13 protein-coding genes are annotated in these 13,822 nt (G+C 63.3%); 8 read left to right on the plus strand and 5 right to left on the minus strand.

Going from position 1 to position 13,822, the window contains the following annotated elements; all coding sequences use genetic code 11:
* Window positions 1-33: 33 nt before the first annotated feature.
* From C0V76_RS02780 to C0V76_RS02810, 7 genes are all read left to right on the plus strand, one after another.
* Entirely contained in the window at window positions 34-816 is a 783-nt protein-coding gene (locus tag C0V76_RS02780; RefSeq protein ID WP_101940811.1) for a sulfite exporter TauE/SafE family protein, read from the plus strand.
* 18 nt (window positions 817-834) lie between these two features.
* Window positions 835-2,517 carry a nitrite/sulfite reductase gene (locus C0V76_RS02785; protein ID WP_101940812.1) on the plus strand — a complete coding sequence of 561 codons (1,683 nt, stop codon included), beginning with the start codon at window positions 835-837 and terminating at the stop codon, window positions 2,515-2,517.
* Window positions 2,518-2,520: 3 nt separating this feature from the next.
* On the plus strand, window positions 2,521-3,135 hold the full coding sequence (locus C0V76_RS02790) for a DUF934 domain-containing protein (protein ID WP_101940813.1): 615 nt from the start codon (window positions 2,521-2,523) through the stop codon (window positions 3,133-3,135).
* Between the two features lies 1 nt (window position 3,136).
* Window positions 3,137-3,904, plus strand: coding sequence for a phosphoadenylyl-sulfate reductase (locus C0V76_RS02795; RefSeq protein WP_101940814.1), 768 nt, complete (start codon window positions 3,137-3,139; stop codon window positions 3,902-3,904).
* Window positions 3,905-3,940: 36 nt separating this feature from the next.
* Window positions 3,941-4,876 carry a sulfate adenylyltransferase subunit CysD gene (cysD, locus tag C0V76_RS02800; RefSeq protein ID WP_101940815.1) on the plus strand — a complete coding sequence of 312 codons (936 nt, stop codon included), beginning with the start codon at window positions 3,941-3,943 and terminating at the stop codon, window positions 4,874-4,876.
* Window position 4,877: 1 nt separating this feature from the next.
* Entirely contained in the window at window positions 4,878-6,164 is a 1,287-nt protein-coding gene (locus C0V76_RS02805) for a sulfate adenylyltransferase subunit 1 (protein WP_101940816.1), read from the plus strand.
* Window positions 6,165-6,352: 188 nt separating this feature from the next.
* A complete protein-coding gene (locus C0V76_RS02810) occupies window positions 6,353-7,807 on the plus strand; it encodes an MFS transporter (protein WP_101940817.1) in 1,455 nt (484 codons plus the stop codon).
* 83 nt (window positions 7,808-7,890) lie between these two features.
* Here C0V76_RS02810 and C0V76_RS02815 read toward each other — a convergent pair whose 3' ends face one another.
* Entirely contained in the window at window positions 7,891-8,121 is a 231-nt protein-coding gene (locus tag C0V76_RS02815) for a hypothetical protein (RefSeq protein ID WP_143707331.1), read from the minus strand.
* A gap of 169 nt (window positions 8,122-8,290) precedes the next feature.
* Here C0V76_RS02815 and C0V76_RS02820 point away from each other — a divergent pair, with 169 nt between their 5' ends.
* Window positions 8,291-9,868 (plus strand): hypothetical protein, encoded by a 1,578-nt coding sequence (locus C0V76_RS02820; protein ID WP_101940819.1) that lies wholly within the window; start codon window positions 8,291-8,293, stop codon window positions 9,866-9,868.
* On the opposite strand, the gene C0V76_RS02825 is transcribed toward C0V76_RS02820, so the two are convergent.
* The 4 genes from C0V76_RS02825 to C0V76_RS02840 all read right to left on the minus strand — a co-directional run bounded on the left by C0V76_RS02825 (window position 9,855) and on the right by C0V76_RS02840 (window position 13,810).
* Complete coding sequence (locus tag C0V76_RS02825) at window positions 9,855-10,088, minus strand: RNA-binding S4 domain-containing protein (protein WP_101940820.1); 234 nt, start codon at window positions 10,086-10,088, stop codon at window positions 9,855-9,857. The genes C0V76_RS02820 and C0V76_RS02825 overlap by 14 nt on opposite strands.
* On the minus strand, window positions 10,085-10,984 hold the full coding sequence (locus tag C0V76_RS02830; RefSeq protein WP_101940821.1) for an aldose 1-epimerase: 900 nt from the start codon (window positions 10,982-10,984) through the stop codon (window positions 10,085-10,087). Before C0V76_RS02830 ends, C0V76_RS02825 begins: the two co-directional genes overlap by 4 nt.
* An 88-nt stretch (window positions 10,985-11,072) precedes the next feature.
* On the minus strand, window positions 11,073-11,864 hold the full coding sequence (locus C0V76_RS02835; protein ID WP_101940822.1) for an alpha/beta hydrolase: 792 nt from the start codon (window positions 11,862-11,864) through the stop codon (window positions 11,073-11,075).
* A complete protein-coding gene (locus tag C0V76_RS02840; protein WP_158239118.1) occupies window positions 11,861-13,810 on the minus strand; it encodes a transglycosylase domain-containing protein in 1,950 nt (649 codons plus the stop codon). The genes C0V76_RS02835 and C0V76_RS02840 overlap by 4 nt, the downstream gene beginning before the upstream one ends.
* Between the last annotated feature and the right edge of the window lie 12 nt (window positions 13,811-13,822).

The raw sequence follows: 13,822 nt of genomic DNA on the forward strand, positions 1-13,822 counted from the left end.
TTGCCAGCCCCTGAGCACACAAGAAAGCATTTCATGGACTTGATGTATCCCCTCGCCGGTTTTGCGGTAGGAGCCATTGTCGGATTGACCGGTGTTGGCGGCGGTTCCCTGATGACACCGCTACTGGTCCTGCTCTTTGGCGTGTCGCCCTCTGTTGCTGTCGGTACCGATCTGCTCTACGCGGCCGTGACCAAGGCCGGCGGCACGGTGGCCCACAGCCTCAAAGGCACCGTAGACTGGGCTATTACCCGGGCGCTGGCCTACGGCTCGATTCCGGGGGCGGCGCTGACCCTGCTGCTGGTCCATCAGTTCTTTCCGGGCGGCATCGGCGGCGCCAGCAAGCTGATCTCCTTGTTCCTGGGCATTGCGCTGGTACTGACGGCAGGTGCGCTGATCTTTCGCAAGAAGCTGCAGGCTTTTGCCCAGCGCCACGCACCGGCCCAGCCTAACCCGCGCCGTACTTTCTGGCTCACTGTGCTGACTGGTGCGGTGCTGGGTGTCCTGGTCTCGATCTCCTCGGTGGGAGCAGGGGCTCTGGGCGTAACGGCACTCTTCTTCCTGTATCCTTCACTCCCCGCGCATCGCATCGTGGGCTCGGATATCGCCCATGCCGTACCCCTGACCCTTGTGGCCGGGATTGGTCACTGGCTGCTGGGCAGCGTCGACTGGTTCTTGCTGGGCAGCCTGCTGCTCGGCTCCCTCCCCGGTATCTGGGTGGGCAGCCAGATTTCCGCCAAGGTTCCCGAAAAAGTATTGCGCCCCATCCTGGCCTGCATGCTGGTGCTGATCGGCTCCAAGCTGATTGCGGCACATTGATTCATCAGAGAGACTCGAATGTACAAGTACGACGAATATGACCAGCGGATCGTGGATGAGCGCGTGGCGCAATTCCGCGACCAGACCCGCCGCTACCTCGCCGGCGAGCTGTCAGAAGACGAATTCAAGCCGCTGCGCCTGCAGAACGGCCTCTATATCCAGCGTTATGCCCCGATGCTGCGTGTGGCGGTGCCGTATGGTCTGCTCAATTCGACGCAGATCCGCAAGCTCGCGCACATTGCCCGCACCTGGGACAAGGGCTACGCCCACGTCTCCACGCGTCAGAATTTCCAGTACAACTGGCCTGAGCTGAAGAATGTGCCAGATATCCTTGCCGAACTGGCTACGGTGGAGATGCACGCCATCCAGACCTCCGGCAACTGCATCCGCAACGTGACCACCGATCAGTTCGCCGGCATCGCGCCGGATGAAGTGGTGGATCCGCGCCCGCTGGCCGAAATCATTCGGCAGTGGAGCACTTTCCATCCGGAATTCGCACTGCTGCCGCGCAAGTTCAAGTTCGCCGTGAGTGGCTCCAGCAATGACCGCGCCGTGGTGCAGATGCATGACATCGGTCTGGAGTTCTATCGTGATGGCGCGGGCGAATTGCTGATCAAGGTGTGGGTGGGGGGCGGTCTGGGCCGCACCCCGATTCTTGGCGAAGTCATCGAGGCCGCACTGCCCTGGCAACATCTGCTGACCTATGCGGATGCCATCATCCGGGTCTATAACCGCCACGGTCGCCGTGACAACATCTACAAGGCACGCATCAAGATTCTGGTGAAAGCCTTGGGCATTGAAGAATTCAAGCGGCAGGTCGAGGCTGAGTGGGCGCACCACAAGGATGGCCCGAACACCATCACCCAGGCTGAATTCGATCGCGTGGCGAGGTTCTTCACTGCGCCGGCCTATGAGACTTTGACTGACCGTGATGCGGGCATCGATGCCAAGGCGGCTGAGGAGAAGGCCTTCGCCAACTGGCTGAAGCGCAATGTGCATGCCCATAAGGTGGCCGGCTATCGTGCCGTGACCCTGTCGCTCAAACCCAGCGGCATTGCTCCGGGCGATATCAGCGACAAGCAACTCGAAGTGGTAGCGGACCTCGCTGACAAGTACAGCTATGGCGAGCTGCGCACCACACACGAGCAGAACATCGTGCTCTCCGACGTCAAGCTGGGTGATCTGTATGCGCTGTGGCAGGAGGCCAGGGCCGCAGGTCTGGCGACACCCAACATCGGCCTGATCACCGACATCATCTGCTGCCCCGGTGGTGATTTCTGCGATCTTGCCAATGCCAAAAGCATTCCGATTGCCGCCTCGATCCAGCAGCTCTTCGACGATCTGGATTATCAGCACGACATCGGCGAGCTGGAGCTCAACATTTCCGGTTGCATGAACTCCTGCGGCCATCACCACGTCGGCCATATCGGCGTGCTGGGCGTGGATAAAGGCGATTCCGAGTGGTATCAGGTTTCTATCGGCGGCAAGCAGGGCAACGACGCCAGCCTCGGCGCCGTGATCGGCCCGTCTTTTGCGGCCGATGAGGTCGCCGGAGTGGTTAAGCGCCTGATCGAGGTGTATCTCGAAAACCGCAGCGTGGATGAGCGTTTCATCGACACCGTGCGCCGCCTCGGTCACACGCCCTTCAAGGAGCGGGTGTATGCCGACCGCCAGCCGGGCAAGCAGAAAGTGGAGGCCTGAGCCATGAGCAATCTGATCAAATTGCAAGCTGGTGTGGCCAGCATCGTGACCGACGACGCCTGGCAGATCGTGCGTCTGCCCGTCGTGGAAACCGAAGTGAAGAAGCAGGCCGGCAAGGTCGTGCTGTTCAAGCTCACCGGCGCCGAAAGCGCCACCGCCGAGCAGATTGCCGGCACCGAAGTGCCTGCGGGCAAGGTATTGCTGCCGCTGTCCGTGTGGCTGGCGCGCAAGGCCGAGTTCGCCGCGCGGGTGGCCGTCGGTGAAATCGGCGTGTGGCTGGAAACCCATGAACTGGTCGAGACCCTGGCTGAAGATCAGGCGGATCTGAACGTGTTCCCGGTGATTGCCGTGTTCATCGAGCGTTTCGCTGATGGCCGCGCCTATTCCACCGGCGCTCTGCTGCGATCGCGCTTCGGCTTCAAGAATGAACTGCGCGCCTTTGGCGATGTGCTGCGCGATCAGCTCTTCTTCCTCAAGCGCTGTGGCTATGATGCCTATGACATTCGCGCTGATCGTTCGGCCGAAGATGCACTGGCTTCCCTGAAGGATTTCTCCGAGCCCTATCAGGGTGCGACCGTGATCGAGCAGCCCGTGTGGCGCCGCTACGCCCGGGGCTGATATGGCGGAAACCGTTTCCTTCCTCAAGCCGCGTGCAGCCAATCCGGCCACGAATCCGGTTATCGACGAGGTCGTGCGCGCCAACATCGCGGTGAAGCGCGCCAATGCGCTCGAACTGCTGCACGCGATTGCTGAAGAGCATGCTGCTCAGTTGGGTCAGGTGACCTTCGCGAACAGCTTTGGCGCCGAGGACATGGTGCTGACTGACCTGATCCTGGCCGAGAAGCTGCCGATCGAGATCTTTTCGCTCGATACCGGCCGCCTGCCGGCCGAGACCTATACGCTGATGGGCGAGGTCGAGAAGCGTTATGACACCAAGCTGAAGGTGTATTTTCCGGATGCCACGGCGGTCGAGACCTATGTGCGCAGCCAGGGCATGAACGCCTTTTACGAATCGGTGGAGCTGCGCAAAGCGTGCTGTGCGATCCGCAAGGTGGAGCCGCTCAAGCGAGCGCTGGCCGGCAAAAAAGCCTGGGTGACCGGCATGCGCGCCGCCCAGAGCGCGACCCGCACCGAGTTGCCGGTGCGCCAGTTCGATGATGCCAACGGGCTGGAGAAGTACAATCCGCTCTCCGACTGGAGCGAGCAGGAGGTGTGGGCCTATATCCGGATTCATGGCCTGCCTTACAACGCCCTGCACGACCAGTTCTATCCCAGCATCGGCTGCGCGCCCTGTACCCGCGCGATTGCGGTGGGCGAGGATGTACGTGCCGGCCGCTGGTGGTGGGAGGACCCCGCCAACAAGGAATGCGGCCTCCACAAGAAATGATTTCAATGGCCCTGCGGCTACGCTGAAGATCCAACCATGACGACTCTGAGCAAACAAACCCTCTCTCACCTCGACTGGCTCGAAGCCGAGGCCATCCACATCATGCGTGAAGTGGCCGGCCAGTGCGAACGCCCGGTGCTGCTGTTCTCCGGCGGCAAGGATTCCATCTGCATGCTGCGGGTGGCTGAAAAGGCATTCCGCCCGGGCAAGTTCCCATTCCCGCTGATGCACATTGATACCGGCCATAACTACAAGGAAGTGGTCGACTTTCGCGATAAGCGCGCGGCCGAGCTGGGCGAACGTCTGATCGTGCGCTCGGTCGAAGATTCGATGAAGCGCGGCACCGTGGTGCTCAAGAGCGCGGACGAATCGCGCAACAAGCATCAGGCCGTGACCCTGCTTGAAGCCATCGCCGAATTCGAGTTCGATGCCTGTATCGGTGGCGCCCGCCGCGATGAAGAGAAGGCCCGCGCCAAAGAGCGCGTGATGAGCTTCCGCGATGAGTTCGGGTCCTGGGATCCGAAGAACCAGCGCCCGGAGCTGTGGAGTCTGTACAACGCCCGCGTGCACCGTGGCGAAAACATCCGCGCCTTCCCGATCAGCAACTGGACCGAGATGGACGTGTGGCAATACATCGAGCGCGAGAAACTCGAACTGCCCTCGATCTACTTCTCGCACCAGCGCGATGTGGTGATGCGCGGCGGCGCGATGATGCCGGTGAACGTGCAGCTCGCCAACGGCGAGATCCTTAACGTGCCGAAGGCCGGCGAGGAAGTGATCAACCAGACTGTGCGTTTCCGCACCGTCGGCGATATCCCCTGCACCGCGCCGGTCCTGTCGGATGCCGACACGGTCGAGAAGATCGTGATCGAAACCGCCACCACCACGATTACTGAACGCGGCGCCACGCGCCTCGATGATCAGACTTCCGAAGCCTCCATGGAGCAGCGGAAGAAGGAAGGGTATTTCTGAGATGTCTGCACACGAAAACATTACCGACAACGGCCTGCTGCGTTTCATGACCTGCGGCAGCGTGGACGACGGCAAGAGCACCCTGATCGGGCGCCTGCTGTATGACACCAAGACCATCCTCGCCGACACGCTCAACGCCATCGAGAAGACCTCGGCCAAGCGCGGCATGGAAGCGGTCGACCTGTCGCTGCTCACCGACGGCCTGCAGGCCGAGCGCGAGCAGGGCATCACCATCGACGTGGCCTACCGCTACTTCTCCACCGGTACGCGCAAGTACATCATTGCCGACGCGCCGGGCCACGAGCAGTACACCCGCAACATGGTGACCGCTGCCTCCACCGCCGATCTGGCCATCATCCTGATCGACGCGCGCAAGGGTGTGCTGACGCAAACCCGTCGTCATAGCTACCTCGCGCATCTGGTGAACATCCCCCACGTCGTGGTAGCGGTGAACAAGATGGACCTGATCGATCACGACCAGGCCAAGTTCGACGCCATCGTGGCCGACTACAAAGCCTTCATCGCCAAGATGGGCCTCTTCAACGACGGCCGCGACATCCAGTTCATCCCGATGTCGGCGCTGAATGGCGACAACCTCGTCGATCGCTCGGAGACCATGAGCTGGTATCAGGGTCCGACCCTTCTCGAATTGCTCGAAGCCGCGCCTTCCGCACATCAAGGCCACGCCGAAGCCTTCCGCTTCCCGGTGCAGTTCGTATGCCGCCCGCAGGATTCCGCCAACCCCGAGCTGCATGACTACCGTGGTTTTCAGGGACGCATCGAGTCCGGCTCGGTGAAGGTCGGCGACCTGCTCACCGCCCTGCCGAATGGCCGCGAGAGCCGCGTGAAGGCGGTGCAGATCGGCGGCGTGGATATCGTTGAAGGCCAGACCGAACAGTCCGTCACCATCCTGCTCGAAGATGAAATCGACATCTCGCGTGGCGACATGCTGGTCAAGAGCGGTGAAGTGCCGGAGCAGAAGAAGGAAATCGAAGCCATGTTGTGCTGGCTCTCCGAGACCCCGCTGTCGCCGGCCCGCACGTACCTGATCCGCCACACCACGCGCACCACCAAGGCCAAGCTCACCGGTGTGGCCTTCAAGGTGGATGTGAACTCGCAAGAGCATGTGGAAGCCACGCAGCTTGCCATGAACGATATCGCCAAGGTTGGCTTCAAGCTGGCTCAGCCCTTGTTCTCCGATGCCTACAGCGTGAATCGTGGCACCGGGGCTTTCATCGTGATCGATGAGAGCAACAACAATACCGTTGGCGCCGGCATGATCCTCTGATCCAGTCAGCTCCTGCCAGGAAAACAGGCCTCCACCGCAAGGTGCAGGCCTGTTTTTTTGCGCCGGATTTGAGCACGCGCGAGTTCCGGACATATCCTCTGAGCCATACTTCGCTCCGAAACTAGGGTTTTCCCTAGGTTTTGAATGCACTTTCCGGATCTGGTTACCGTTGCAGCAGGAGCATGAACATGGCAGGAAAACATCCCGATGGAAAAATGTCGCAATACCGCTGGGCTATCTGCTCCTTGCTGTTCTTTGCGACCACGGTCAATTACCTGGACCGACAGGTACTGTCGCTGACCTGGAAAGATTTCATTGCACCTGAGTTTCACTGGACCAATAGCGACTACGGCAACATCACGGCGCTGTTCTCCATCTTCTACGCGTTCAGCATGTTGTTTGCTGGCCGCTTTGTTGACTGGATGGATACCAAGAAGGGCTTTCTGTGGGCGATCGGAATCTGGTCGTTGGGGGCGGTGTTGCATGCCTTCTGTGGCATTGCGACTTCAGGTGTGGTGGCGGGCGAGTGGCTGGTCGGTTTTGAAGGGGCCAAGGAAGCCATCGCTGCGGTGGGGGATGCCGGGCTGATCGTTACCGTCAGTACCAGTCTGTTCGTCTTTGCGCGTTTCGTGCTGGCGCTGGGCGAGGCGGGTAACTTTCCGGCGGCCATCAAGGCTACGGCCGAATTCTTCCCCAAGAAGGACCGGGCCTTTGCCACCAGCATTTTCAACGCCGGCGCGACCGTCGGAGCACTGCTGGCACCGGTCACCATTCCGGTGATTGCCCGCCACTACGGCTGGGAAATGTCTTTCGTGCTGATCGGTGCCCTGGGCTTCGTGTGGATGGGGTTCTGGGTGTTCATGTACAAGAAGCCGCATCAGCATCCACGGGTGAATGCCGCCGAGCTGGCGTACATCAGTCAGGACAAGACCGCTGAAACCCTCGCCAATAACAATGTTGAGCGCATCGAACGCAAGATCTCGTTTGCCGAGTGCTTCCAGTACAAGCAAACCTGGGCCTTCATCTTCGGCAAATTCATGACCGATGGCGTGTGGTGGTTCTACCTGTTCTGGACGCCGGCCTACCTCAGCGATGTGTACGGCCTGAGCTCGGATTCGCTGATGGCACAACTGCTGCTATTCGTGCTCTACGCGATCACCTTGCTGTCCATCATCGGGGGCTGGCTGCCGTCCTATTTCGTGACGAAAAAAGGCATGGATCCTTACGCCGGGCGCATGCGGGCGATGCTGATCTTCGCCTTCTTCCCCCTGCTGGCGCTCCTGGCCCAGCCGCTGGGGCATTACTCCTACTGGTTCCCGGTGATCATCATCGGGATTGCTGGTGCAGCGCACCAGGCCTGGTCCGCGAACATCTTCTCGACCGTTGGCGACATGTTCCCGCGCACGGCGATTGCCACGGTGACGGGCATAGGTGGCATGGCTGGTGGCGTGGGTTCCTACCTGATCAACAAGGGCTCGGGCGTGCTGTTTGATTTTGCAGCTACGAACCAATGGAAGCTGCTGGGCTTCGAAGGGATCAGGGCGGGTTATTTCGTGATCTTTTCGGTGTGTGCGGTGGCCTACCTGATCGGCTGGGGCGTCATGAAGCTGCTGGTGCCCAAGTACCGGCCGATCGTCGCCTGAGCGGCGGCCGACACGCTGCAAGCGGGCCTCTCGCTCACGCGGGAGGCCCGTTTTTCATGGCTTGGTCGTTTGCGGCCCGCCGCTCAGAAGGTCTTGCCGGTCTCGTCGATCACGACGCAACGACCGTCGCGACTGACTTCGGCTGACAGGCTGCGCGAGATGCCACCGCTGTAATCGACACGCCAGCGAGCGCTGTCGTCTGGCGCATCACTGCGCAGCACGACGATGCCGCATTCGCCGGAGGGATGCACCATGCGGTCGCCCTCCATGATCGGGTTGCCGTCGAAGTCGGGCCAAGGTGCGGTTTGTCTCATATTTCCCCCAGTTTGGGTTTCGTTTGCCGCGCAGGAATACCCATCTCACTCTAAGGGTTGTGCCCGCGCAGCACAACCGCATTCGGCTGGCTTCCGACGCGTTCGTGCAAACCTCGCCGCCACCGCTTCGGCTAGGATGCGTGCCATGTTTGCGTGGAGGAGTGCTGCGATGCCTGCCCTGGAGTTGCTGGTCGCCTTGTTGAGCCTGGTGGTGTGGCTGCCTGCGCAGGCGGGCATCATCCTTCATGTTGCGGCCGGTACGGATGCCAAGCTGGCGGCCGAAGTGCAGCGCAGCATCGATGCTTTCAACGGGATTGCCGCCGAGCATTTCGGGGTGACGCTGGACAAGCCGACCTTCGTGAATCTGTGCCCCAGCGAGGCCTGCTACATCGAGTCCCTGCGCGCGGAGCGCGGTTATTCGGCGGACAAGGCTGAGCAGGTAGGGCGGCTCACCAGCGGGCTGGCGACACCGGGCAAGAACACCGTCTTCCTGAAGCTGACCAATCCGGCCGGGTTGGCCAATGCACGTTTCACCATGGCGCATGAGCTGACTCACATGTTGCAGGGCCAGCTCGTCGGGCAGTTCGGCGGCATGGAGCGCGCCAATCGCTGGATCAAGGAAGGCATGGCGGACTGGATGGGGGCGCTGGTGGCCAAGCGCCTGGGTAGTCAGAGCCTGGAGAAGTGGCGCCTCGATCGCGTCAACCGCCTGCGCGGGGCGAGCGATCCGGTGGCTCCCGGCGAGATGGATGGGCTGAGCTTTGATGCCTGGACTCGTCTGATGGACCAGAAGCGCCTGCCCTACGAGATGGCCGATCTGATGATGATGGCGCTGGCTGAAAAGAAGGGGGAGGGCATCTTCCCGGCACTGGTTGCCTACATGCAATGCATGGACAGTTTTTCGCTCGAGAGCACCTGCTTTCGCGAGCACTTCGGCCTTGCCCAACGGGAGTTCTATGCCGGTTTCGAGGGGTGGTATCAACAGGCGATGAAGGGAGGCAAGGCGCTCGAGATGGTTGCCGAGGGAGATATTCCGGAAGCCTCACAAGCGCTCGTCGAAGCAGCTTTCGGGCAGGCGCAAGGCTTGCTGCGCGAGCGGCTGGGCAGCGCGCTGCCGATCACCCTGAGAGTCTTCCTGCTGCCGGATCGGGCTGCCATGAGCGCGGCGATTGCGCGCGAGCTGGGGCGTAGCCAGGAGGAAGCGGACAAGCTGGCACGCGGCTCCAGTTCGCTGTGGCAGGACAGTGTGGTGTTCTTCGATCTGGGCCGTCTCGACACGCCCGAGCGCCTCGCGGCGATCACCGCCTCCACGGTGACTGGGCGTTATCTGCAGGTCGTGGGCAGCAATAAGGGGCAGCTGCATTGGCTGGGCAACGGCTTGCGTGATTACATCGCCAGTGCGGCACTCGATGCGCTGGCCTTGCGCAGCCTGGCCGAGAGCCACAGGCTGCGTAGCGACAACCTGCGCCTGGCCGGCAAGGGCCTGCCGAGTCTGGGCGAATTGCAGACGGCGGAAAGCTATCGCAAGGCGCAGGGGAAATATGGCGCGAGTGTCGTCGTACACTACGCGGCGGCAGCGGTTGATCAGCTGGTGGCGGACAAGGGCGCCGCCACGCTTGGTAAATGGGTGCGCGCCAGCAAGGCCGGCGGCGATCCCGCAGAGACATTTTCCGGCAGCTTCGGCGAGTCGGCCGGGGCCGTGGGCGAGGCCCTCGATGTACGCCTGAAGGGCGCTATTGCGGGCTGACTCCGCCAGTGATGTGAATCTCTTCACCGCCGTGCACGCGCACCACGTCGCCAGCGCGCAGCTTGCGCGTCTTGCGTTGCTCGATCTCGCCATTCACCTTCACCAGCCCTTCGGCCACCATGACTTTGGCAGCGCCGCCCGAAGAGGCGATGGCGAGGAATTTGAGCAGGTTGTCGAGGGTGATGAACTCGCGGTCGAGTTCGAAATGCTGCACGTTCATGGCTGGATCCTGGAGAGGGTCTGGACGACTTCGAGCGCCATGCTCTCGCCTTGGCCAAGCAAACGCAAGCCCGGCATGCCGGCCCGGCCGTGGGCGGCGGTGATGTGGGTAACCGGCTCGTAGCAGAACCACTCGTCGTGGGTCGGGCGATACAGGATGGCGGTGTCCAGCCCGGCTGGCTGGGTGGTCTGCCAGTCCAGGCGCAGATCGATGTCCGGTCGTTCCATTGTCATGCGCCCGTCGCAGCCGTGGAAGTTGTGGTCGATCAGGCCGGAGCCGATTTCGCGCAGCTGATTGAAGTTCCACTCCGCTGGCAAGGCCTCGGCGTGCTCATGCGGCAGGCCGTCACTGGCTGGCCAGTAACCGGCGGCACCGAAGCGCAGGCGCAGGCCCGGTGCGCGCAGGATGTAGGGATGAAAGCCGAGGCCATAGGGCAAGGGCTCCTCGCCCAGGTGAGTAACTTCCAGGCGCATGCGCATCTGCGCAGCATCGAGCTGGTAACGCTGGCGGGCCTGGTAGTGAAACGGTGCATCCTCGGCCTGGCGGGTCTCCATGCTCATCTCTATCTCACTGGCCGAGATGCGGGTCACCAGCCAGCGCTGGCGCCAGCCGGTGCCGTGGGAGGGCATGGGGTTCTCGGGCAGCGGGTTGTGCACTGGATAGAAGCGGCCGTTGAGCTCGAAGCCGCCGCCAGGAAGGCGGTTGGACCACGGGACGAGCGGGAAATTGGCAATGATGCGGCGTGAGCCGGAGGGGGCATAAGGGCGCCAGATCGGGCACCAGGGCGAATTCCGCTCATCCCGTCGTACATCCCAGAAGGCGGCGCTGCCGCCGAGTGAGGGCAAGAGGCCAAGGCGTTGGTGGTCGTTTTCGAGGGTGATCAGCGAGCCGGGCATGGTAAGACTAGTTCATAAGTTGCCTGACAATATTATACGGTAGCGCATGGTGCTCCGGGCCCTCCTCTCCGTGACCTCCTGCCGTGTTTCAGAAGCCCTCTGCGGTGAGCCAGGCCGCGATGCGCTCGGCGCCCGGCTGCCAGTGCGGCTCGAGCATCAGGGCGTGGCCGGCATTGGCGATGAATTCGACCGGCAGACCCAGCGCGCGGCCAGTTTGCTCGACCTGTGAGGGCGGGATCAGGGCATCTTCCGCTGCACCGAGGATCAGCATCGGCGGGCGGCGCATGCGTGCCGGGCGGGGCAGGTCGAAACCGCTCATGTCCCACACGGCGCGCATCGATTCGGGTTGCATGTGCATGAAGCACTCGTTGAGCAGCGCCCGGCTGACTGGTTGGTGAAAGAGGGCCTCACGCACGCTGTCGAGCTGCGGCTCACCGCCGCCGATGATGCGATTCAGATCGAAGAGTACATTCGGGCGCGAGAAGATCAGGTTCAGGGTGGCGCCGAGCAGGCCTTGCGGTGGTACCGAGCAGAGCAGCACGGCGCCCGGCAGGTCGGCACTTTCAAGGTATTTCTGCAGTACCAGCCCACCCATGGAGTGAGCGATCACGATAGGGGCGACCGGCATGGCGCGGATCACGCCGGCCAGATCGGCAACGTAATCGGCAATCGAAAAACTGTTCAGGCGATCCTGCCCCGGGCTGGCGCCGTGGCCGGAGAAGGAGAAGGCGTGGCAATCCCAGCCGAGGCCGGCAAACCAGGGCATGTAGTGGCGCTGCCACAGCCAGGCGCCGGCATAGGCGCCGTGCACGAAGAGCAGCGGATGCGGGCGTGGCTGCCCTTGGGGGGCGGTGTGGAAGACTTCGAGCGAGCTGTTCATCGTTCCTGACTCTCGGGGGCTGGGTGAACTTCGAATTCGATGGCGTGAAGGATTTCACCGCGCCCATCGCTGATCGCCAGGCGGTGCTGGCCCGGCTGAACATTCCACAGCAGGCGCTGGCCTTCGCCGAGCGGGTGGCCATCGAGCAGCCAGCGCAGGGCGGTACTGCTCTCGGCCTGCAGGATCCAGCGCTCGCGCGGCCGGCCGGTTTCGTCCAACACATGGTTGAGACCGGCCGCCGGGAAGATTATGCGGCCACGCCGGCCGTCTGCCAGCACCGTGACGGTTTCGATTTCACTGCCGCGCAGGAAGTACTCACTGCGAGGGGTTTCCAGGGCGGGTTCGAAATACACGTTCTGGGTAACGAGGCCGGGCGGCGCTGGCGGCGGCCGAGAGTCGCCGGCCGCCGCCAGCTGCAGACGTTGCCACAGCCCCAGCGGATCGTTGCCGGTGGTGGCCAGCGCCAGGGTGTAGCGCTCGCTGTGGCCAATCAGCAGGCGGCTGCCGTCTTCGCTGGCGTGGCTTTGCCACAGGCTGGCCCAGCCGGCCGGGCCGGGGCTGGCGAGCAGGTCGCTGAGGACGAAGGCGGTGTCGGCGCGCCAGGCTCGCCGTGGGTTGCTTTCCTGCGTGGGCAGCCAGCGTGCGGCCTGCCATTGGCCGTTTGCCGCGAAGGCTCGCCAGGCGCTGGCAAGCTGGAGCAGGCTGGGCGCGGCCGGGGTGTCGCCGTCAGGCTCGAAGCCGAGCAGGCGCAGGCGCTCAAGCCAGGCCTCGCGCTCCTGGCGGGCGTGCAGGCCGATCAGTGCGGCAGGCTGGTGATCGCGCAAGGCGAAGCGCAGGCTCATCCAGCTGGGGGTGGCGGCGCGTGCGTCACGTGGGTCAAAGATCACGGCGCCCAGCGGCAGCGGGCTGGCGGCCGTCCATTGGCGCTGCTCGATGCCCAGCGCCGTGGCGTAGGGCCACCACCAGTCCGGTGCCAGGCGCGGGCGGACGACGCCATCGGCGCCGAGCGGGTCCAGAGCACCGATCCAGGCCAGCACTTCGCCGCTGCTGTTGTCCAGTACCAGCACTGCGCTGGCGGGATCATCCTGGGGTGTGAAGGCGGCCAGCAGGCGTGCCTGAAGGTGGCCATCGAGCAGGCTGGTGCTGCGCTGGCCGCCTTGCTGCAGCACGCGGCGCGCCAGGTGCGGGGCGAGGCGGTAGCGCGGCATGTTGCGCGGGGTGTCGAGCTGGCTCTGGGCGAGGCGGGTGATCTCGCCGCACTGGTTGTTGCGACCGAGGCTGGCGGCAAGCCGGCAGGCACGCTTGGCCACCAGTGGCGGGGCGGCGTTCGGGCCGCGCAACAGGGCTGTGAGCAGGCTCGCTTCGCTCGGGCCGAGGCGGCTCGCCGGCAGCTTGAAGATCAGCTCGCTGGCGGCGGAGATGCCCTGCAGATCTCCCCGGAAAGGCGCGAGGTTCAGGTAGGCCTCGAGGATCTGTTGCTTGTTCCACTTCGATTCAAGCTCCAGCGCGGCGCGGCTCTGATCCCATTTCTGCGCCACGCTGCGGCGATTGGCCGGCATGCGCAGGGCCGGGTCGAGCAGGCCGGCGAGCTGCATGGTCAGGGTTGAAGCGCCGCGCTTGCCGCCGCCCCACAGGTTCTGCCAGGCGGCTCCGGCGAAGGCCACCCAGTCCACGCCGCTGTGGGCGAAAAAGCGGCGGTCTTCAGCGGTCAGCAGCGCGTCGCGCATGGCCGGTGAGAGCTGGGCCAGCGGTACCCAGTCGAGCCGGCGCACGCGCGTGTCGAGGCGCAGATCGGCCAGTGGCAGCCCTGTGCGGTCCAGCAGCAGAGCGTCGGAACTGAGATGGCTGGCGCGCACCTGTTCGAAGGCCGGCAAGGCAAAGCCTTCGGCGAGGGCGGCGAGCGGGCTGAGCAGGACAAGGAGGAGCAGGCAGCGGAACGGCTTCATGGCAGCAGCGGG

Source organism: Uliginosibacterium sp. TH139 (assembly GCF_002855595.1).
Taxonomy (GTDB): Bacteria; Pseudomonadota; Gammaproteobacteria; order Burkholderiales; family Rhodocyclaceae; genus Uliginosibacterium; species Uliginosibacterium aquaticum.